Raw genomic sequence first — 21,211 nt, 5'->3', positions numbered from 1 at the left:
ACAATGTCGGTGCTGCAGTCTAAAGTGGGGGAGTCCCACCCGCGCCCACAAGCCACACACTCGGGAGATTCAGCACCGTGACACCCACTCGTTCCGAATACAACGCCCGGCACCTTTCCGTCCTGGAGGGGCTGGAAGCGGTGCGTAAACGCCCGGGCATGTACATCGGTTCAACCGACTCACGCGGGCTCATGCACTGCATGTGGGAAATCATCGACAACTCGGTGGACGAGGCGCTGGCGGGCTACGGGCAGAACATCACCGTGATCCTCCACCAGGACGGTTGCGTGGAGGTCCACGATGACGGCCGCGGTATCCCCATCGACAAGGAACCCCGCACCGGTCTCACGGGTGTCGAGGTGGTGTTCACCAAACTGCACGCCGGCGGTAAGTTCGGCGGCGGTTCCTACACCGCCTCCGGTGGTCTGCACGGCGTGGGTGCCTCGGTGGTCAACGCCTTGTCCTCGCGCCTGGACGTGCAAGTGGATCGCGGTGGCAAGACCTATCAAATGTCCTTCAAGCGCGGCGAGCCGGGTATTTTCACGGACAAGGGTGCGCCGACACCGAATGCTCCGTTCGAAGCGTTCACGGACAACTCCGAACTCAAGATCGTGGGCAAAGCCAAACGCGGAGTCACGGGCACACGCATCCGGTACTGGGCCGACGAACAGATATTCACCCCGGACGCCAAGTTCTCCACGGACGAGCTGGTGCGCCGTGCGCGGCAAACCGCCTTCTTGATCCCGGGTCTGCAGATCACCGTGCGCGATGAACGACTGCTCGCGGGCACCCCGGGGGAGACCGGTCCGCACACCGAGGTGTTCCAGTACGACGGCGGCATTTCCGAGTTCGCGGAATTCCTGGCGATCGACGCGCCGGTCACTGATGTCTGGCGTTTGCAGGGCCAGGGCAGCTTCACCGAGCGCGTCCCCGTACTCGACGACACGGGGCGGGCACAGCTTCAGGACGTGGAGCGCGTGTGCGAGGTGGACGTCGCCCTCCGCTGGGGTGTCGGCTATGACACCACCGTGCGATCGTTCGTGAACATCATTTCCACGCCCAAGGGCGGTACGCACCTGTCCGGGTTCGAGGCGGCGCTGCTGAAGACCATTCGCAAGCAGGTCGAAGCCAACGCTCGCAAGCTCAAGGTGGGCAACGACAAGCTCGAGAAGGACGACGTCCTGGCGGGCCTGACCGCGGTGCTCACGGTTCGCCTGGCGGAACCGCAGTTCGAAGGCCAGACAAAGGAAGTGCTCGGTACCCCGGCGGTGCGCCAGATCGTCACCAAGGTGGTCGAGTCCCAGCTGACCAAGCAATTCGCGTCCAAGAAACGCGACGACAAGGCTCAGACCAGCCAAGTGCTCGACAAGGTCGTCGCGGAAATGAAGTCCCGCATCTCGGCACGCGTTCACAAGGAGACTCAGCGCCGCAAGAATGCCTTGGAAACCTCGTCGATGCCCACCAAGCTGGTCGAGTGCCGTTCCTCAGACGTCGGTCGGTCCGAGTTGTTCATCGTGGAGGGTGACTCGGCGCTGGGCACCGCCCGTCTGGCACGCAACTCCAACTATCAGGCGCTCCTGCCGATCCGCGGCAAGATCTTGAACGTTCAGAAGGCATCCATCACGGACATGCTCGCCAACACCGAGTGCGCCGCACTGATCCAGGTGATCGGCGCGGGGTCAGGACGCAGTTTCGACGTGGACGCCGCTCGCTACGGCAAGGTCATCATGATGACCGACGCGGACGTGGACGGGGCCCACATCCGCACCCTGCTTCTCACGCTCTTTTACCGCTACATGCGCCCGCTCGTGGAAGCCGGGCGCGTCTACGCTGCCGTCCCGCCGTTGCACCGCGTGGAGATCGTGAACCCCGGTTCCAAGGCCAACGAGATGGTCTACACGTACTCGGAACGCGAGCTCGAGACTCTCCTGGGCAACCTGGAGGAACAGGACCGCCGGTACAAGGAACCCATTCAGCGTTACAAGGGTCTGGGCGAAATGGACGCGGATCAGCTGGCCGAGACCACCATGGATATCCGTCACCGCGTATTGCGTCGCGTGCGAGTCGCGGATGCTGAGGCCGCAGAGCATGCATTCTCGCTGCTCATGGGCTCGCAGGTGGCGCCGCGCAAGGACTTCATCGTGGCCGGTGCTGCGCAGTTGGATCAGGATCGCATCGACGCCTGAGAATTATGCACCGTTTAAGATGAGAGTCACAGATCCCAGAGTCTCTTCATTTCATTTACATGACACCGCACCAAAAGCAAATGATCACTATGCATTCCAGCACCGGACAAGACATCTAAATAGTCTGGAAGTAATGCGTTAATGAATTGCCGCACTGAATCCGTGATGGAGAATTCACTGAATTCAATTTTACGTGATAACCGATCAAAGGAATCCAAGCTAATATTGCTGTAGTGCCTTCGGTTGCCGAATTTTAATCCAATATCTTTAGTGACCCAAGGATAAACAATGACCGAGACGAGATCATAAGCAGGCGATATTCTCGGGTTTCTCCCATCTGGGTATAATAGTGACCAGTTCTTGAGATGCGCATCATGATTTCCAAGTAATAAATTAAAGGCAAGACGGTGACTGAACTCCAACAATGATGATTGGTCACGGCCACGGTAAAAATAGGCCCCAATTGTTTCAAAAGTGCCTTTATATTTATCCCGGGGGTTATAAAAACGAACCTGAGCTAAATCTTCCATATGAATACGCGGACCGCTATTAGTGCGATCAAATCGTTCAATGGCCAATCCATGACCTTTTCCAGCCCATACGCGATCGGGTACATCGCGGAATTGCTCTTTCGACACAAGTTTCGTGTGAGCGACATTTAATCCAGCATGGGCAGCCAACTGCATCACCGCATGTTCATTTTCAGGCAGGTGTGGGAAATCTTGGGCTGGGGGCTTGACGAACCACTTGGCCTGGCTGCTTGAGGCTGGTAGCGTGAACCGGTCGGAGGAGACATCGGCGGAAAACTTTACTTGTATCCCCGCTAGTGAAAACTTCATTGAAAGTGCACTAAAGGAATCTGTTGAGGTACGACTATTAACCTGTAAACCTGAGGCGTCTTCTGAATAGCTCGAGTTGGTTCGGTTCATGTTCGTGGAAGGATATCCAGTTTCATATTTCGGAATAACTGAAACCGCCCCAGGTAGGTCTGCGCCTACTTGAGCTAGTAACTGGGCAATTTGCTCATAGCGTTTAGATTTCTCATTGATCCCCAACGAAGACTTTAATACTCTCGAAAACCCGCCCTCAGGAAATAAGTTCGCAAACCAGGGATGAATATCGTCTTTAGTGAGTTGAGGTGCATCGGTTAGTCGTTCTTCAAAACCCAGGCCCAGGACTTTCCTGTCGGAATCATTGAGATACTCTTCCGAAAAAACAAAGATTGATCCGCCGGAATTTATATAAAGGCTTCCTATTTGTTTATTGTGAAGGGATACAGAAAGTTCCATTTAAGATACTCAATCCTCGTTGGTGTTGAAATCAAAAAGAAAAACTTCCTTTTCTGACTCGCGATCCCTTCCCTCGTCTTCATCTTCGTCGTCGAAATCATCTGAGTCGTCGAAGTCGAAACTCGAGAGAGGCGGCGTATCTTCAAATTTCTGTTCAGTCATGAGTTCAACGAAATCATGAATCTGGCTTTGAAGAAGCTTGTTTCTATGAGCAATAAAACTTTTCGGGTCGCCATGTACGATAAATTCTTGACATTCTTGGTCGATAATGTGAGAAGCGAGGGTTTCTTGAACTTTGGCGTCATCGACAGGATTAGCTACCAGCGTGTAGATGGCGTCATACGGAGAGGCCGTAGCGGTAGGGGTATTAAAAAGAATACGGTTACCAGCGGAACGCTTCAGACTTTTCCACTCATTTGTCGTTGGCTCGCCACCGTTCGTTGCGTAAATCATGGGAAAGAAATCTCTGGCGGTTATGCTATCCGCTAGTTCTTCCTGAAGTAAATCTCGAGAGTAGACGTGACCGACGGTTTCAAGGTTATTGACTGCGTCCTCGAATCGAGCGGGACTTCGGTGCCAGAGCGAACACATTATAATTTTCGAGGCGGCGTGATTTGTCTTAAAGGTTTCCTGGGTAGTGGGAACATGGTTAATTACCTCAGTCGCAGGAGCTGTTCCAAGCAAGTTCTCGATGGATTTGCGTTCGTGATGCGGTTCGATTTTGCTACAGAGAATTCGTGTGGTTCCCGTTACACTACCTTTAAAATGACTGGGTCCTATAACGGCACTACGCCAGACCCAACGTCTTAGATCTCGGAGGTCTGCAGCCGTTGGATTGGGGAAGTGAGCAAAGAACCGGACCAGGGTAATTAATAGGTACCTGTACGGGAGGAATGAATAGTGCGGTATTTTACATTCATTCATAAGAAATTGAACTGCTGAAATCATGGCCTTGGTAGTCAAAGCCCAGGCTTCACTTCTTGTTTCAGCCTTGAACTCGAGTGCCCTTGGTTCAGTTGCTATTGCCGAATCGGAGGCGTTTGAGAACTCCCTTCGAATATCCCGTGATATGTCTGCACCTCTTCTTGCGAGCAAGCATAGAAATACTGTGTCATCGTCTATCGTGCCGAACCGGGTGGCAGCTTGGACAGCCTCTGATATCTGGTCGTATCTAAATGGACGTGATTCTTCTGTTTCAACGCCGGTTTCTTCGTTCAGGGCTGAGAAAACTTCTGCACGAGTGAGCTGGCGTCCGAAATTGTTCATACGATCAAAGATGTCGCGAAGTACTGCAGGGTTCTCTTCCTCCACGATGTATATGGGGATTCGGAATCCGCGAATAATCTTTGAGAGATTACTTGCACGGTCAATGAAGTCTCTATTTCCCAGTAGTATCGGTGACGAGGTGAATAAATCAAGTAGTTGAGGCAGATCAAAAATTACATATAATGGTATTGTGGTGCCAGATCGCGATTCCTTGTTCGTGAATGTTTCGGTATTTACATCATAGAATATTCTAAATCGCGGATCGGAGTGGCCGTTTTCTGTTAGGCCATTAGCGAGAGCTGTGATTCTTTGTTGCCCATCTACAACGTACCAGGCGGACTGCTCGGGGTCGGCGTGCATCGTCAAGGCCCCGAGGTGTACTGTTTGCGCTGGCGCAGCCTTATTCCAAAGGAGTAGATTTCCTATTGGATATCCCTTGGCGATCGACTCAAAAAGCCGAAGGACGTCTCGTTCAGTCCATCGGAGTCCACGTTGGAAAGTCGGTATCCGTATTTTGCCACTTAATACTCTTGGAACTAAGTCTTCAACGACGATGTCATTCGTTTGCAGATTTCCGGCCATGATACGTGTCCGCCTAGTGTGAAAGTGCAGGTTATTGTCTGACTTTGGCTTATGTTACGAATTGTAAATGAATTGTACTTTATCTGCAGCGTGTGTGTAAACACCTATTCGTGCTTTATGAAGTCTCTGTCTTGGGAAGTTAGTCGATAGACTGTTGGTCCGTTTCAGGCGTATCAACCGTCCCGGGCACCGGGAGTCCGCCGAGAGCCGGCCCCACGGCGTGCACGGCGCGGTCCACGCTCACTCCGGAGCCGTCCCTGCGGCCGTACTCGTTGGGTAGGTTACGTGCCACACCGGCCGCCGAAACGGCCTTACCCGGCCCGTGGCCCACCCACGCCAGATTCAGCTCGGATTCACCCGTGAGCAGGCGCTGAGCCCGCACACCGGCGGTTGCGCGGCCCTTGGCCGGGTACTCGGACAGGGGAGTCACCTTGATGGACGCTTCACCCATGTCCGGCAGCTGATCCTGGGACTTGGCTTGGGTGACCACCACGGTGGCGTCGTCCTCCTTGACCGCGCCGAAGAAGATCGCAAGCTCACCGGCGGCCAGTTTCATACCGGCCACACCACCCGCGTTGCGTCCCTGCGGTCGCACGAGATGCGCCGCGAAGTGCAGCAGCTTGGCGTCCGAGGACACGAACACCAGTTCGGCACCGTCCGGGCACGCGGACACGCCGATCACGCGGTCCCCGTCCTTGAGCTTGATGACCGGCCACTGGTCGAGGTTGAGCGGGTAATCGGGGTTCACGCGTTTGACGATGCCCTGTTCCGTACCCACGGCGAAGACCTCGGCGAGGGGCACCAAGCCCACCAGGTGCTCATTCTTGTCCAGGCCCAGGAAATCGGAGGCGAGAACGCCGTCCGCAAGGCGCGGAACGCCGTCGAAATCCTGCAGCACGGGAATGTCGATGCAGGACACCCGCAGCATGCGGCCGGTGGAGGTGACCGCCGCGATCTCACCGCGTGCGGTGGTCGGGAGCACGCTCACGAGCGCGTCGTGCTTGAACCGGCGCGGGGCATCGGCCAGCGGCGTACGCGTGGTGGTGCGCGCCAGGCGGCCGGTCGTGGAGACGAACGCCCAGCACGGGTCGTCGCTGATCTCGAGCGTGACCGACGACGCCGCTTGCTTGCCTTTGCCGCCCGCTTCCGCCGCCGAGGTCACGGCCGGCAGGTCCTCCGCTTCGAGCAGGACGGTGCGGCGATCGTCGCCGTGCTTCTCGGCGACCTCCGCGAGTTCGTCCGCGACGACCTGGCGCAGCCTCTGATCGGAACCGAGGATCGCCTCGAGCTCGGCGATCTCCGCGAGCAGCTGATCCCGTTCGGTCTCGAGCTCGATGCGTGAGAACTTGGTGAGTTGACGCAGGCGCAGCTCCAGGATGTGCTCGGCCTGGGCTCGCGAGAGGTCGAAGACCTTCATCAGCCGGTCGCGGGCCTCCGCCGTCTGCTCGGAGGAGCGGATGATCTCAATGACCTCGTCGATGTCGACGATCGCGACCAGCAGACCTTCCACCAGGTGCAGCCGGTTCTGGCGCTTGGCCAGACGGAACGCGGTGCGGCGGCGCACCACGGACAACCGGTGATCGGTGTAGACCCGCAGCATCTCGAGCAGGCCCAGCGTGCGCGGCTGGCCGTCCACGAGCGCCACATTGTTGATGCCGAAGGAATCCTCCATGGGCGTGTGCTTGTACAGTTGCGCCAGCACGGCGTGGGGGTTGAATCCGTTCTTGAGTTCAATCACCAGGCGCAGCCCGTTGGCGCGGTCGGTGAGGTCCACCACGTCCGAGATGCCGGTCAGTTTCTTGGACTGAACCGCGTCCTTGATCTTTTCCGTGACCTTCTCCGGACCCACCATGTACGGCAGTTCCGTGACCACGATGCCCTGTTTGCGGGGCGAAACCTGCTCGATGGAGACCTTGGCCCGGGTCTTGAACGAACCCCGTCCGGTTCGGTAGGCGTCGCGGATGCCTTCCAGGCCCACGATGCGCCCGCCCGAGGGCAGGTCGGGGCCCGGGACGAACTTCACGAGCTCTTCGAGCGAGGCCTCGGGATTGAGGATCAGGTGACGGGCACCCGCTACCACTTCGCGGAGGTTGTGGGGTGCCATGTTGGTGGCCATGCCCACGGCGATTCCGGTGGCCCCATTGACCAGCAGGGCCGGGTAAGCCGCCGGGAGCACACCGGGTTGCTGGAACTGGTTGTCGTAGTTGGGAACGAAATCCACGACGTCCTCGTCGAGGTCTCCCGTGAGTGCCTGAGCGGCGGCCGCCATGCGCGCCTCCGTGTAGCGCGGGGCCGCGGGCCCGTCGTCCAAGGAACCGAAGTTTCCGTGGCCGTCCACCAGGGGCAGTCGCATGGCGAAGGACTGGGCCATGCGCACCATGGCGTCGTAAATCGCGGAGTCACCGTGGGGGTGGAGCTTACCCATCACCTCGCCCACCACGCGCGCGCTCTTGACGTGACCGCGATCCGGGCGCAAACCCATCTGGTCCATCATGAACAGGATGCGACGCTGCACCGGCTTGAGGCCGTCACGCGCATCGGGCAGGGCGCGCGAGTAGATCACCGAATAGGAGTACTCCAGGAAACTGGTTTCCATCTCCTGCGTGACATCGATATCCACGATGTGCTCCGTGAAATCCTCCGGCAATTCCTCCTGTTCGGAGCGGGTGGTTGAACGACGTCGGGCCATCTAGCGGCAACTCCTCGAATAATCGGCGTGTACCTGTCGAGAGGTCACGCGGTTGGCTACCCTGAAGTCTATGGGTTCTCACGATGAAGGTTCGCAGTCACCGTCCTACCCCGAATACTGGGAAGCAGACGTCATCATGCGTGACGGCGCCACCGCTCACTTGCGGCCCATCAGCCCGGAGGACCGGCAACTGCTCACCGAGTTCCACGGCAAGCAGTCCGAGGACAGCATCTACCTGCGATTCTTCTCCTACAAACCCGCACTGTCCGAGAAGGAACTGGTGCGATTCACCACCGTGGACCATGTGGACCGCGTGTGCTTCATCCTGTTGTTGGACGACAAAATGATCGGGGTGGGTCGTTACGACCGCACCTCCGAGCGCGCGGCGGAAGTCGCGTTCATGATCTCGGACCACCATCAGGGCCGCGGCATCGGGTCCATCCTGTTGGAGCACCTGGCCGCGGCCGCCCGAGAGAACGGGATCGATCGGTTCACCGCGGAAGTGCTGCCCGAGAACCGCAAAATGCTCCACGTGTTCGTGGAGGCCGGATATGACGTCTCCCGGCAGTTCGAAGACGGCGTGGTGGTGGTCGACTTCGACATCGACCCCACCGAGAAGTCGCTGGCGGTGATGGAGTCCCGCGAACACCGGGCCGAGGCCCGCTCCATCCAGGATCTGCTCACTCCGGAGGTCGTGGCCGTGATCGGGGCGTCCGCGGATCCGGACCATGCCGGGTTCCACGCCGTGGAAGGAATTCTGAACGGCGGCTACACGGGCACCCTCTACGGGGTGGGGAACACGCCGTTCGAGCGGGACGGTCTTACCTTCGTGGCGAGCGCCCGGGACATCCCGGTGAAGATCGACCTCGCCATCATTGCCGTCCCTCGGGATGCCGTGGAATCCACCGTTGCCGATTGCGGCCGAGCCGGGGCCAGGGCGGTGGTCGTCATGACCGGCGGTTACGCGGAGACCGGCGCCGAGGGGGCCGTGCAACAGCGCCGACTGGTACGGATTGCCCGCGCGTCCGGCATGCGCGTGGTGGGTCCCGCAAGTCTGGGGTTCATCAACACCTCCGAGGAGGTCAGTCTCAATGCCTCGCTGCTGCCGCGCATGCCGCCGGGCGGGGGCCTGGGACTGTTTTCCCAATCCGGTGCGATCGGCACCATGGTGTACGGGGCCGCCCGACGACACCGGGTCGGACTGTCCAGTTACCTTTCCGCCGGTAATCGCGCGGACGTCTCCGGCAACGACATGATGCAGTACTGGGAGGACGATCCGGCCACCACGGTGTGCGGGTTGTACCTGCAGTCCGTGGGCAATCCCCGCAAATTCTCCCGGATCGCCCGCAGACTCTCCCGGTCCAAGCCCGTTATCGTGGCCAAGTCCGAGGTCACCGGGTTGCGGTTGCCCCCGGGCCACACGGGGCGTACCACCCAGGCACCGCCCGGCGCCCTGGACGCCATGTTCCGCCAGGCCGGCGTGATCCGCGCTGGGACGGCCGAACAGCTGCTGGACATCGCGGCCGTGGCCGAGAGCCAACCGGTTCCGGACAACAACCGGGTGGCCGTGGTCTCCAACGCGTTGGCACTGTCCCAACTGGCCGAGGACTCCGCCATCCGCCTGAGCATGGAACCCGTGGTCTGCGACGGCAACGTGGATACGAGCCAGGGTCCCCAGCGCGCGCACGAGGCCATCGTGGACGCGGTACGCCGCAGCGCTTCCCTGGACGGGGTGGCCAGCCTGGTGGTCGTGCTCATGCCCGTGCCTGGGCTCGACCACAATGCCCTGGTCGATGAAATCGCCCGGCAGGCCCGCGCCGCCGAGTGCACCGCGGTCGGTGTGTTCACCGGCCAGTTCGGCAGTGACGCCAAGACGGCGATGGTGCACACCACCGACGACGGCGCTTTCCTGCCCTGCTTTGATTCGCCCGGGGCGGCCCTGCTCGCGTTATCGAGTGTGGTCACCTACTCGAGGTGGCGCGAGCAGGAATACGGGCACATGTCGATCCCCGAGGACTTCGATTACGACGCCATCGAAAAGTTCCTGGAGAAGCTCAAGCCCCAGATTCCCGGGGATGGGCTTTACGAACTCGCCAGGGAGGAGACCACGGAACTGCTGGGGCACGCCGGGATCACGGTCCTGGAGTCCGTGCGGTTCTCCGAACCAGATCAGGGCGTTACCGCTGCAGCGCGGCTGGGGTATCCGGTGGCGCTCAAGACCACCGACCCGCACCTGCGACACCGCCTGGACCTGGGCGGGGTTGCGCTGAACATCGAGGACGAAGCACAGCTGCGCGCGGCGATCACCACCATGAATCGCGCCCTCGCAAGCTTCGGAACCTCCGACTTCGAGGTGCAGTCCATGGCGGCCGCGGGTCAGACGGTCGTGCTGCGGGCCATCGAGGACCCGTTGATCGGCCCAGTGCTTTCTTTCGGCATGGCCGGCGACGCCGTCAACCTCCTGGAGGACTGGGCCCACAGGGTTCCGCCGCTGACCGATCAGGACATTTCCCGCATGGTTCGGGCCCCCAAAGCGTCCAAGAAGCTGTTCGGGCACCAGGGCGTTCCCGCCGTGGACACCACCGGTGTGGAGGACCTGATCAACAGGGTGGCTCTCATCAAGGATCAGTTCCCCGAAACCGCGTCCCTGGACCTCAACCCGGTCCTGCTGTCCGGCTCCGTGGTCACGGTGCTCACGGCAACCATCACTCTGGGTGACCCCGGGCAGCGCACCGACAGCGCTCGCCGGGCCATGCGAGGCTAGGCCTTTTATCGCGTGTCGGACACGATTGCCGGGCGTTTCGAGTTACTGGAACCCATTGCCAAGGGCGGCAGCGGGGCAGTGTGGCGTGCCAGGGACCTCAAACTGGGGCGGGAATGCGCGGCCAAGGTGCTCCGCCAACGGGATTCCGCTGATTTGTTGCGGTTCGTCAGGGAACAATCCGTGAAGCTGGATCACCCACACGTGGTGGCACCCTACGGGTGGGCGGCCGAGGACGAATACGTGGCGATCGGCATGCGGCTGGTCAGCGGCGGCACCCTCGAAGCGGCGCTGGGCGACAACGGAGCCGTTTCGGAGGCGGTCGCGGAAGAAATCCTCTACCAACTACTTCAGGCCCTGCAGTTCGTGCACGCTCGCGGGTGGATTCACCGGGACGTCAAACCCGGCAATGTGCTCATGGAACCCACCGGCTCCGGGCGCCCGTGGGGGCGTCTTGCGGACTTCGGGATTGCCGTACGCGCCGATGACGCAAGATTGACGCACACGGGAACCGTTGTCGGCACACCGGGCTATCTACCCCACGAGGCGTACGGACCCATGGAGCCCTCCGCGTCCACGGATCTCTACGCCGCCGGGGTCACCGCGGTTCGGCTCGTGGACCCGCACGTCGATCTCAGCAACCCTCTGGAACCCGCCGCCGTAGCGGGACTGTTCCCCGAGTCACCGCAGTTACGGGCTCATGTTGCGGGGTTGCTGAGCACGGACCCCCAACGACGCATTGCCGCGGCAAAAACCGCCCTGCGGGATCTCGGCGAGGGCGCCCCCCGTCGATGCGACAGCGAATCCCTGACGGCAGAGGGCGAGCCGTTCGAAATTTTCGACGTGCTCTCACCCACGACCGAACGGGAACTGTCCGCCGTTCCCGATGCGGCCGTGCTACCCCCGTCCGACGACGCGCCCACGGCGCGGATCCAATGGCATGCGGTGCGAGGCCAGGGGGAACAAGTCCAGCAGCCTCATCCCGCGCCCCCGTTCTCGGCTGACCCCCTGAACCCTTTCGGCGCCGAGGATGAGACGGAACCGTTGCCACGCCACGGCGCGGTGACAACCGTCGCGCGCGACAGGGCTTTCCCGGACACCGACCCCGCTCAGCGGGTGACCCGAACGGAACCGGCCCGCACGAAACGATCTCGTGTGCCGTGGGTCCTCCTCGCCCTGGTACTGGCCGCGGTCGCCCTGGCCGCGGGTTACTTCTGGGTTGGCCCGGTCATGAATTCATGGCTGAACGGCCCGTCCGCCCCCGAACCCGAGGTGACCCAACCGCGCGAGGACACGGCAACGCCGTCGGCCCCGCAAGAACCCAGCATGGACGTAACGCCGGTGTGCACCGAACAGGAGGACGGCACGCTCTCGTGCGTGCTCACACCATGAGCCACAACGATTGCGCACGGGCGTGCTCAGTGAAGGACAATGGACACATGACGTATTCAGCTCCCGACGGCTCGCGCTTGATCGAGGACATCAGCACGGCCGGGTTCTATCCGCAACTCGTGGAAGACGTAGTGCGGGATTCCCTCGACGGTAGGCAGCCCGTGTCCCACCTGGTGCAGTTGGAAACCCACTTCAACAACACCGAATTGCACCGCCACATCACCGTGCTGGTTCTCGCGGAGGATGTCCTGCACATCACCCACGTGGATGACCAACAGTTCGACGACAGCGGCAGTGATGTGGTGGCCCGGGTCTCCACGGAAACCGTGGGGATCTCGCAGATCCGTTCGGTCACGCTCAGTTACGCCTATCACCAGCCACAGAATTATCGCCCCGACACACCCATCATGGAGCTGACGCTCGCGGTGAGCTGGACCGGGACCCAGCAACTCGAGTTGTACCCGGCCATGTGCGAGGACCCGGAATGCCAGGCGGACCACGGGTACACGGGCACGGCCGCGAGCGAGGACGTGGTGATGCGCATCAGCTCCGAAGCGGACGGCAAGGACGCCGTGGAGGGTGCCCGAGAATTCGCGCGCACATTACGGCGAGCGAATCTGGCGCCCATGACCGACTCGGGAGCCCAGATCGCGCAATCGCCCCACCAGCGTCCCCTGACCGAACGCCGCCCCTCCGAGGCCCCCGTGCAGCGACCGCGGTTCGGTCATCGCTTCACGGGCCGCGACTCTGGACGCAAATCCCCGTGACCCTTCCCTCGGATTTTCCCGCCCCCCCGCGCTACGGCGAGCGTAGCGTGGCGGACGTGATGTCATCGGCCGCGGCCGCGTTGGGAGTGCCGGGGACCACCAATACGGTGGGTCTGCCCAAGGCGCAACGGTACGTGGTGGTGCTCGTGGACGGTCTCGGGGCCGAGCTGCTCAGCGAGTGCTCCGGTTATGCACCCACGCTGCGCAAAGCACAGTCCCTGGGGGCTCTCGACGCCGCTTTTCCCACCACAACCTCCGTGTCCCTGTCGAGTCTGGGCACGGGGCTCGCCCCGGGACAGCACGGCATGCTCGGTTACGACGTGGTGGACCCCCAACAGGACCGCGTGGTGAACATGCTCGGCCAATGGAGCCCACGGATCAAACCGGAAACGTGGCAACCCCACCGCACCGTGTTCAACCGGTCGGAGGCCACGGTGGACACCGTGACGGTCAGTAAGCCCCGGTTCCAGAACTCGGAGTTGACCCGGGCCTCCCTGCGGGGTGGGCGTTTCAAAGGCGCCGACGGCGTGTTCGCTCGTACCGCCGCGGTCCTCGAGGAGTTGCGCGAGGGTAAACGAGCGCTTGTCTACTTCTACTGGGACGAGTTGGACAAGGTGGGCCACGCCAAGGGCTGGCGTTCCGACGCCTGGCTGACGGCCCTCGAGGAACTGGACTCCGCCATCAAGCGGCTCGTCCAGAAGCTACCATCCAACACCCGCGTGGTCCTCACCGCCGACCACGGGATGGTTGACGTTGCCGCCCAAGACCGCGTGGACGCCAGCGCGGTCCCCGGTCTGCTGCACGGCGTTCGCCACACCGCGGGAGAACCGCGAGCCGTGCAACTGCACACTCAACCGGACACGGATCCCGCGCTCGTGGCGGCGCGTTGGCAGGAACACTACGGCGATACCGTGTGGGCCGTGACCCGCGAGGACCTGGCGGCCGGGGGGTACTTCGGCCCGGATCCGGATCCCGTCATGCTGGAACGAGCGGGGCACGTGTGGGTCCTCGGTAAGGAGCCGGTGGCCATTTACGACGTCTCCCGCCAGGGCACCAAGCCGCTCAACATGGTGGGTCAGCACGGTTCCCTCACGCCCGCGGAGCGTCTGATTCCCGCGTTGGTCTGGTGACCGGGACGTTACTTGCTGGCCGTGGGTTTCGGGGCCGGTTTTCCGCCGTTGGGCGGATTTTTAGGCGTGGCCGGTGGGTCCGGCTGTTTGGGCGTGGTCGTCGGCTTGGGAACCTGGGTCGGCTGTGTGGTCGGCTTGGGTGACGCGCTCGGCTGTTTCGTGGGTGCAGTGGACGGCGTCTTGGTCGGCTGGGGCGTCTTGGTTGGCACCGGGGCCTTGGTAACCGGCGGTTGCGGCACCGGAGCGGGCGGGGGCGCGGGAGCGACCGGTGGTGCCACGGGCGGCGGGACGTACTCCTGCACCGGGGTGGTCTCCACCGGGGTGGGGGAGGGCGTGCGGCTCGCGGTGGCACTGGGGGACGGGGTGGGCGTTTCGGATTCGGTCGCGAAATCGGCCGGTTCCTGATCATCCTGGGAATTGGACAGCCCGGTGAACGCCAACGCTCCAACTCCCACGAGTACGAGGAGCGCGGCCACCCCGAGCACGATCGGAGCCATGAAACGCCGGAGCGGCCCGCTCTCGTTGGGTTCGGTGAAACCCTCGGTGGTCTCCGCAGCCGGTTCATCGGCACCGAACAAGTCGTCCTGGATGGAATTACCCATGCAATGCGTCCCTCGAATCCATGAATTGCCAGGGCAAAGCTGGACCGTTTTCTCCCCTTAGCCCAATCTGCCTTAGTGACTTTAGCGGATCCGGGGTCAATTCTGCATTCCCCGGACGGTGACCCCGATTCCTAGTTCGAATTGGAACCGAAGACGATCTCATCCCAGCTCGGCACCGAGGAACGTTTGGCCTTGCCGGTCCGGCCGCGCGGCCCGGGGGCTCGTCGGGGCGGTTCGGTAGGCTCGGCGGAGGTTTGTTCCTGGTCGACCTCGGAGTTCTGGGCCACGGCATTGCCCCCGGTGGGGTTCTCGTTCGGGGGGTTGCCAATCGGCGCGGTTTCGTCCTTGGACTCGAGAGTGGCCACCGAGTCCTCGAGATCTCCCGCGACGGTCAGTTGCGGGCCCCTGCCCGCCGTCACCGCATCGGGCAGCGACGTGGACGCCGCCTGGTCCGCTTCTTCCTCCGGGGCCTCAGGCTCTTCGGGTTCGACCGTGGAATCGTCCACGATCTCGATACCGGCGTCTTCTTCGAGCGCCCGATCCTCGGCCACCCGCGCGGCAGCGGGTTGAATGGGCTGATCGAACAACGGTGAATCCTCGGGCGCGCCAATGGGCCGGGGACGGTTGTCCACGTGTCCCATTCCACGACCCAGGATCTCGGCCAGCCGATCGTCCTCGTCCGTGTCGGAGCCCAGCCGGCGGCCACGGCGCGCCTGCAGAACGTCCAGGAGTTCATCGGCCTGGCTGGCTTCCCGCTGGAGTTGTTCCACGCGAGCATCAGGGGCCGGATGGTGGGTGACCGTGGGCGCGGGGACACCCAGGGGACCGGTCTCGTGCGGTTCCTGGCCGAGGGTACTCGCCCAGTCGTTCACCGGCCGCACGGTTTGACTGGCGGGGTTGTAGGTCCATTCCGCGGGACCGTCGGTGTCATGGGGAGCCAGGTCGCGGTCCGAAACGCTGAACGTCAACTGCAGGCTCCAGAGCTGATCCTCGCGCTGCCAGGCATCCCAGTCGAGGGAGCTCACGGCCACCCCCGTGTCCTGCGCGCGATGGTGCACGGTCTGCTCGAGTGTTCGCGGTTCGCCCTCGAACACGGAACGGTACCCGTCGTGCGATGGGCTGGTGCCGGTCACCTTGACCTTGAGAGCCTCCCGCACCATGTGGCCGCGCTCGGCCAGAATGGGCCATTCGTAGCGCTTGACGCGCTCGGGTTCCCAGCCGGACTCCGCCACGATGTCTTCAACGCTGGCACCGGCACGGAACCGAGCCTGGATGTCGCGGGGGCCGAACTGCCCGCTCACACGCCCACGAGCGGGAGTCTTTTTCCGCGCGTGCTGCACCGCTTGCCGCAACTGCTGATCGATCTTCAGCGAGTAACGCTGTGAATCGGTGGATTCCACGATCAGGTGTTCGCCGTCTTCGTGTACACCCACAAGGTGCAACTGGTCCATGCTGTCCTTCCTTTACCAGCGGGAAGTCATGCTGTTAGAGAAATTCCCACCGTTCATGTCGTGCCAGTCTAGTGGTTCAACCGCGCCCACCTAACCGTTTCGCCCCCGTCCTCCGGCATTTCCCGCGGTGCTCCACCCGGGGGTCATCCGTGTGGGCCGATCGGAGGAATTCCCGGTGTGACGTCGAGCGATAAGCAGTTGCTGCCTCGGGCTGGATTTTTTCCGGTCAATGGTGAACAATCTACGCGACACGGACCCGGCTTCTATCCCAGAAAGCCGGGGTATCGACACCCACAGCGATCTCGCTGAGACCGGTTGGAGCGGATTCACACATGGCCACAGATTACGACGCGCCGCGCAAGCAGGACGAAGACCTCAAGGAAGACTCGATTGAGGAGTTGCAGTCTCGTCGATCGGATCAGCAGTCCGGCAGCGTCGACGAGGATGAAGCGGCAGCGGCGGAAAGTTTCGAGCTTCCCGGCGCCGATCTTTCCAACGAAGAGCTCTCCGTCGTGGTGCTGCCCGCCCAGGAGGACGAATTCACATGCGGTTCGTGCTTCTTGGTGCGTCACCGTTCCCAGCTCGCCGAAGAGCGCGACGGGGTGAAGTTCTGCTTCGAATGCATGGGCTGATTCACAGCTGCTGAACACAGAATTCGGGCGGTCACCGGCACGGTGACCGCCCGAAGTGTTCCAGCGTCTCAGGGTGCATCCGTGCCGCGATCGGCATTGATCGCGCGAGCCAGTTCCTCGGGGTGACGGGTGGCCGTGAGCCAGTACGGCGTGGGATCCACGGGGTCCACGATCTGGATCCGGCACATGTCAGGGACGGACACACGGAAGTTCATGAATGCGCGGCCGTCCAATTTGGGACCGCGGGCAACACGTGCCGCGTCACCACGCAAGGCCTCGGCCTCCCCGACAAAGCGCCGCTCGATGTGGGCACGGCCCACGCGCACGTCGTGGTCCGTGACCACGATCCGGGGTGAGCCGAGATACAGGATCAACCCGATGAAGACCATGACCACCACGGCCGCAATGATGCCCACCGCCATGTTGATGGGGGCAAGAGCAATGAACGTGGCTGCTCCCACGAACAGGATCACGAGCCACATCCACCACGCGACGCTGAGTCGCTCCTGGTACGCCACCACAGGTCGGGTGGCTGGCTGGTCGGGGGTGGCCGATTCGGAGGCCGCGGCGGCGTGCGGTTCGTGAGGGGTCATGACTCCACTTTCCCACAGCTTGCTAGGAGTCTTCCACGTCCGGGCAGCCACCCGAGGGGCGCCGCGTTAGAGTGGTGGATTGTGACTGATGTAGCCGTTGACCACACCGTGACCGTGGCCCTGAAGATGTTGGATCCCGGGCTGGCGCCCCCCTCGTACGCAACCCTCGGAGACGCGGGCGCTGATCTGCGGGCCCGGCGCGAGACCGTTCTGGAGCCGGGACAACGGGCGCTGGTGGACACCGGGGTGGCCCTGGCGATCCCGCACGGGTATGTGGGCCTGGTTCACCCCAGGTCCGGGCTTGCCGCCAAGCACGGGCTGACCCTGGTCAATGCCCCGGGCACCGTGGACAGTGGCTACCGCGGCGAGATCAAGGTGTGTTTACTCAACACCGACCGCTCGAACACCTACACGGTGAGCCGCGGTGAGCGGATTGCCCAGCTCGTGATCCAGCGAGTGGAGACGGCCCTCTTCGACCCGGTGGCCGAACTGCCCGAGAGCGAACGCGGCGCGGGAGGCTTCGGCTCCTCCGGAACCCATTAGATCCCGGCCCCTGATTCACAACGACCCGCAGACAAGCAACGGAGCACACATGTTTGGACGAAAGAAGCGCCGCAAGGACGTTCAGGCGGATAGCCGCGCCGTCGCCATGACAGACTCGCAAGAGACCCCCGAAACACCCGGCGACGACACGGCAGCGGCCTCCGACCCTCGCGCCCTGGGCCCGTGGGACGAGTCCGAGCTGAAGGGCGAGCGCGAGGATTACATCGATCTGGGCTGCATCCTTCTCAAACCCGTGGCCGGCGTGGCCGTGCGCATGGATCTGGATGAAAAATCCCAGCGACCGCGTGCATTGAACGTTGACTACCAGGACGGCTCGGTTCAACTCCAAGCGTTCTCCGCGCCCAAGAGCAGTGGCCTGTGGAACGACGTCCGCCGCGAGTTGGTGGAAGGATTGCGTCGCGACAGCGGGCAGGTCACCGTGGCGGAAGGCCCGTTGGGCTTGCAGGTCAACGCCAAATTCTCCGCGACCACGGCCTCCGGTCAACCCGGCTACCGGCTGGCACGCTTCGTCGGCATCGACGGGCCTCGCTGGTTCTTGCGCGCGGTGTACTCGGGCGGCGCCGCCATGCCGTCCACGACCGCCGAGGTGCTCGACGACGTCGTGCGGTCGTTGGTGATCGTTCGCGGGCACGATCCGATGCCCCCGCGCGACCTCTTGCAGTTCAAGGTTCCGGAGAACGCGACACCGCAAAGCCCCCAAGGCCAGACCGCCGACCACCCCGGGCGCGATCCGCAGCCGCCGGCAAGTGCACCGCGGCGCGGCCCAGAGATCACCGAAATCGGCTGACCTCGTGGTAACCACTCACGTCACCGGGGCCATCGACGTGGTCGGCGAGCGCGGTGCCGCCGCGCAGGATCTGGACCCGGCGGCGTCGTCGCAACGTCGTCGGGTGATGGTTGAGGGCGAGGTCACCGAGGTCACGTTCTCGCCAGCCACGCAGTCGCCGCGGTACCGGGCGGTGCTGCATGTACAGAGCCGGTCCGGCCTACGAGCAGGTCGGGAGGATTCCTACGTCACGTTGCTCTGGCACGGTCAGCGCAGTGTTCCCGGCATCATGGCCGGCACCAGATTGCGGTGCGTGGCCGTGGTGTCGTTCACCGATTCGGTACCCACCATGTACAACCCCCGTTACGAGATCATCACGCCCAAAAGGATCAACCGGTGAGCCACACAACACCCCCGTACCCCTCAGCGCCGGATGGCCACGAACCCCCCGAGGGCAACCGGCGGCCTCAGCCCGTGGAACGGGCCATGGGGGACTATGCCAAGCGCGCGGGTCTGCGCCGTGACGACCACGGTCAATTGGACGTGCTGCACGCCGTGGGCGGCTGGCGCGGGTTGCTCGAGGCGATCCTGCCGGGTCTGATCTTCTTGGTCGTGTTCCTGCTGACCCAGCAATTGGCCCTCGCGCTGATTGCGTCCCTGGCCACCGCGTTGTTGTTCGCGGTCGCGAGACTGGCCCAGCGGCAGTCACTGATGCAGTCGATCGCCGGGCTGATCGGCGTGGCCGTGTGCGCCCTGTTCGCCCGGGTCGGCGGTCAAGCGCTGGACTATTACGTGCCGGGGTTCTTCGTCAACATTGCGTGGCTCATCGGCCTGTCGATCTCCGCAGCGGTCGGCTGGCCGCTGCTGGGTGTCTTCTACGGTTACGTTCGTGGGGAGGGGATGGACTGGCGCAAGGATCGGCAGCGGCGCGGCGCGTATCAGCGAGCCACCCTGTTGTTGATCGGGATGTTCGCGGCGCGGTTGCTCGTCCAGGTCCCCTTGTTTTTCGCGGAGAACGTCGCCGCGCTGGGCGTCGCTCGCCTGGTCATGGGCGTTCCCTTGTATGCGCTGGTGCTGTGGCTCGGGTGGCTGTTGACCCGCCCGATTCCGTCTCGAGGGTGACGTCCCGGGCCGTGGTGAACATGGCGCGCAGCTGATCTTCCCCCTCCGCAGTGGAAATGAAGAACAACTCGTCCGACCCCTCCAGAACATCGTCCCCGGAGGGTGTGATCGGCACTCCGTCCCGCAGAATGGCCACCAGGGTGACCTCGAGCGGCCACGGCACGTGGGACACGATGGTCGCCACCACCGGGTGCTCCCGGGGAACCGTATAGGCGGACAGCGTGGCACCCCCGGTTTGCAGACTCAGCAACCGGACCACGTCCCCCACTTCCACGGCCTCTTCCACGAGCGCCGTCATGAGCCGGGGAGTCGACACCGCAACGTCAACGCCCCACGCGTCGTCGAACAGCCACTCGTTCTTGGGGTTGTTGACTCGACCCACCGTTCGGGGCACCCCGAACTCGCTGCGCGCCAGGAGCGAGACGACCAGGTTCGCCTTGTCGTCGCCGGTCGCGGCCACCACGACATCCGCCTCCTCCGTCTTGGCCCGCTGCAGCACGTCCAAATCGCAGGCATCCCCGACGACCCACTGCGTACCGCGCAGCTTGGACCGGCCGATCACGTCCGACGTCGCGTCGATCACCACGATCTCGTGGCCGTGGGACACCAATTCACGGGCGATCGAGGAACCCACGGAGCCGCCGCCCACAATGATGACCTTCATGACCGCTTCCTCCCGTGACCGCGTTCCTCGGTGGCCGCCAGAGCCACCGCCTCCAAAACCTCGTCCGAGGGCGGCCGGGACAGGATCCGGGCCACGTTCTCCACGTCTTCCACGCGCATCATGGCGTGCACAATATCCCCTTGCTGATAACTGGAATCGGCGGCGGGCAGGATTCCCTCGCCGAAGCGAGTCACGAAGGCCACCCGAACACCGGAGGCCTCCTCGATGCGATCCAGGTGTAAACCCGACCAGGATTCGTGCAAGGGCAGCTCTCCCAGCTGCAACCGCCCGGAGGCCTCCCGGAAATCACCGGTAATCGCGTGCTCCGGCAGGATCCGCCGCAGCACCTGGTCCGAACTCCACCGCACGGAGGCCACCGTGGGAATCCCCATGCGCTGGTAGAACTCCGCGCGACTGGGGTCGTAAATGCGGGCCACCACGTGCTTGACCTTGAACGTCTCCCGGGCCACGCGGGCCGCAATGATGTTGGAGTTGTCCCCGCTGGACACCGCCGCGAACGCGTAGGCCTCTTCGATACCCGCGCGGCGCAGCACGTCCCTGTCGAAACCGTGGCCGGTGACCTTCTTGCCCCCGAACGACGGTCGAAGTTTACGGAAGGCCCGATCGTCCTGATCGATGACCGCCACGGTGTGGCCGGAATCCTCGAGGGCGTGCGCAATGGAGATCCCCACGCGGCCGACACCCATGATCACAAAATGCGCCATGTCGCACAGCATAATTCTCCGCGCTTCGGG

Annotated in this window: 18 protein-coding genes; 10 read left to right on the top strand and 8 right to left on the bottom strand. The window is 62.7% G+C overall.

The features are described from left to right. Positions 1-77 precede the first annotated feature (77 nt). On the top strand, positions 78-2,186 hold the full coding sequence (locus AC3ENJ_RS02835) for a DNA gyrase/topoisomerase IV subunit B (protein WP_431812998.1): 2,109 nt from the start codon (positions 78-80) through the stop codon (positions 2,184-2,186). 26 nt (positions 2,187-2,212) lie between these two features. Here the strand turns inward: AC3ENJ_RS02835 and AC3ENJ_RS02830 are convergent, their stop codons facing one another. The 3 genes from AC3ENJ_RS02830 to AC3ENJ_RS02820 all read right to left on the bottom strand — a co-directional run bounded on the left by AC3ENJ_RS02830 (position 2,213) and on the right by AC3ENJ_RS02820 (position 8,012). Then, a complete protein-coding gene (locus AC3ENJ_RS02830; RefSeq protein ID WP_431812997.1) occupies positions 2,213-3,475 on the bottom strand; it encodes a type II toxin-antitoxin system HipA family toxin in 1,263 nt (420 codons plus the stop codon). Between the two features lie 9 nt (positions 3,476-3,484). After that, entirely contained in the window at positions 3,485-5,323 is a 1,839-nt protein-coding gene (locus tag AC3ENJ_RS02825) for a GmrSD restriction endonuclease domain-containing protein (protein WP_431812996.1), read from the bottom strand. A gap of 139 nt (positions 5,324-5,462) precedes the next feature. Next, positions 5,463-8,012 (bottom strand): DNA gyrase/topoisomerase IV subunit A, encoded by a 2,550-nt coding sequence (locus AC3ENJ_RS02820; protein ID WP_431812995.1) that lies wholly within the window; start codon positions 8,010-8,012, stop codon positions 5,463-5,465. Between the two features lie 70 nt (positions 8,013-8,082). On the opposite strand from AC3ENJ_RS02820, the gene AC3ENJ_RS02815 reads away from it, so the two are divergent. From AC3ENJ_RS02815 to AC3ENJ_RS02800, 4 genes are read left to right on the top strand one after another with little or no spacing between them, the layout of a single operon-like run. Then, on the top strand, positions 8,083-10,776 hold the full coding sequence (locus tag AC3ENJ_RS02815; protein ID WP_431812994.1) for a bifunctional acetate--CoA ligase family protein/GNAT family N-acetyltransferase: 2,694 nt from the start codon (positions 8,083-8,085) through the stop codon (positions 10,774-10,776). A 12-nt stretch (positions 10,777-10,788) separates the two neighbouring features. Continuing rightward, positions 10,789-12,165 carry a serine/threonine-protein kinase gene (locus AC3ENJ_RS02810; protein ID WP_431812993.1) on the top strand — a complete coding sequence of 459 codons (1,377 nt, stop codon included), beginning with the start codon at positions 10,789-10,791 and terminating at the stop codon, positions 12,163-12,165. A 47-nt stretch (positions 12,166-12,212) separates the two neighbouring features. Then, positions 12,213-12,932: a DUF5998 family protein gene (locus tag AC3ENJ_RS02805; RefSeq protein ID WP_190780522.1), complete on the top strand. Its 720-nt coding sequence runs from the start codon at positions 12,213-12,215 to the stop codon at positions 12,930-12,932. A 59-nt stretch (positions 12,933-12,991) separates the two neighbouring features. Then, positions 12,992-14,062 (top strand): alkaline phosphatase family protein, encoded by a 1,071-nt coding sequence (locus AC3ENJ_RS02800; protein WP_190807729.1) that lies wholly within the window; start codon positions 12,992-12,994, stop codon positions 14,060-14,062. Between the two features lie 8 nt (positions 14,063-14,070). Here the strand turns inward: AC3ENJ_RS02800 and AC3ENJ_RS02795 are convergent, their stop codons facing one another. Together AC3ENJ_RS02795 and sepH are read right to left on the bottom strand one after the other, a co-directional pair. Then, positions 14,071-14,664, bottom strand: a complete 594-nt coding sequence (locus AC3ENJ_RS02795) for a hypothetical protein (protein ID WP_431812992.1) — start codon at positions 14,662-14,664, stop codon at positions 14,071-14,073. 131 nt (positions 14,665-14,795) lie between these two features. Continuing rightward, on the bottom strand, positions 14,796-16,115 hold the full coding sequence (gene sepH, locus AC3ENJ_RS02790; RefSeq protein WP_431812991.1) for a septation protein SepH: 1,320 nt from the start codon (positions 16,113-16,115) through the stop codon (positions 14,796-14,798). 332 nt (positions 16,116-16,447) lie between these two features. Between sepH and AC3ENJ_RS02785 the strand changes: the two genes are divergently transcribed. Further along, the gene (locus AC3ENJ_RS02785; RefSeq protein ID WP_095798898.1) at positions 16,448-16,747 is read left to right on the top strand and encodes a DUF4193 domain-containing protein; all 300 of its coding nucleotides are present in this window, start codon (positions 16,448-16,450) and stop codon (positions 16,745-16,747) included. 68 nt (positions 16,748-16,815) lie between these two features. Here AC3ENJ_RS02785 and AC3ENJ_RS02780 read toward each other — a convergent pair whose 3' ends face one another. Then, on the bottom strand, positions 16,816-17,340 hold the full coding sequence (locus tag AC3ENJ_RS02780) for a DUF3093 domain-containing protein (protein WP_431812990.1): 525 nt from the start codon (positions 17,338-17,340) through the stop codon (positions 16,816-16,818). 81 nt (positions 17,341-17,421) lie between these two features. Here AC3ENJ_RS02780 and dut point away from each other — a divergent pair, with 81 nt between their 5' ends. Genes dut through AC3ENJ_RS02760 form a run of 4 tightly spaced genes read left to right on the top strand, consistent with a single transcriptional unit; the run spans position 17,422 to position 19,792 of the window. Further along, the gene (gene dut / locus AC3ENJ_RS02775; RefSeq protein ID WP_431812989.1) at positions 17,422-17,883 is read left to right on the top strand and encodes a dUTP diphosphatase; all 462 of its coding nucleotides are present in this window, start codon (positions 17,422-17,424) and stop codon (positions 17,881-17,883) included. A 49-nt stretch (positions 17,884-17,932) separates the two neighbouring features. After that, the gene (locus AC3ENJ_RS02770) at positions 17,933-18,691 is read left to right on the top strand and encodes a DUF3710 domain-containing protein (protein WP_431812988.1); all 759 of its coding nucleotides are present in this window, start codon (positions 17,933-17,935) and stop codon (positions 18,689-18,691) included. A gap of 4 nt (positions 18,692-18,695) precedes the next feature. After that, positions 18,696-19,070 (top strand): single stranded DNA-binding domain-containing protein, encoded by a 375-nt coding sequence (locus AC3ENJ_RS02765; RefSeq protein ID WP_431812987.1) that lies wholly within the window; start codon positions 18,696-18,698, stop codon positions 19,068-19,070. Further along, the gene (locus tag AC3ENJ_RS02760) at positions 19,067-19,792 is read left to right on the top strand and encodes a DUF3159 domain-containing protein (RefSeq protein ID WP_431812986.1); all 726 of its coding nucleotides are present in this window, start codon (positions 19,067-19,069) and stop codon (positions 19,790-19,792) included. Before AC3ENJ_RS02765 ends, AC3ENJ_RS02760 begins: the two co-directional genes overlap by 4 nt. On the opposite strand, the gene AC3ENJ_RS02755 is transcribed toward AC3ENJ_RS02760, so the two are convergent. Continuing rightward, positions 19,716-20,456 carry a potassium channel family protein gene (locus AC3ENJ_RS02755; RefSeq protein ID WP_431812985.1) on the bottom strand — a complete coding sequence of 247 codons (741 nt, stop codon included), beginning with the start codon at positions 20,454-20,456 and terminating at the stop codon, positions 19,716-19,718. The two genes, AC3ENJ_RS02760 and AC3ENJ_RS02755, sit on opposite strands and share 77 nt — an antisense overlap. Further along, entirely contained in the window at positions 20,453-21,181 is a 729-nt protein-coding gene (locus tag AC3ENJ_RS02750) for a potassium channel family protein (RefSeq protein ID WP_190780514.1), read from the bottom strand. Before AC3ENJ_RS02750 ends, AC3ENJ_RS02755 begins: the two co-directional genes overlap by 4 nt. Positions 21,182-21,211: the final 30 nt, after the last annotated feature.

The sequence above is a fragment of the Kocuria sp. cx-455 genome (genome assembly GCF_057707085.1).
Note: the sequence above shows the minus strand (reverse complement) of the source record. Positions and strands in the feature narration are given on the sequence as shown.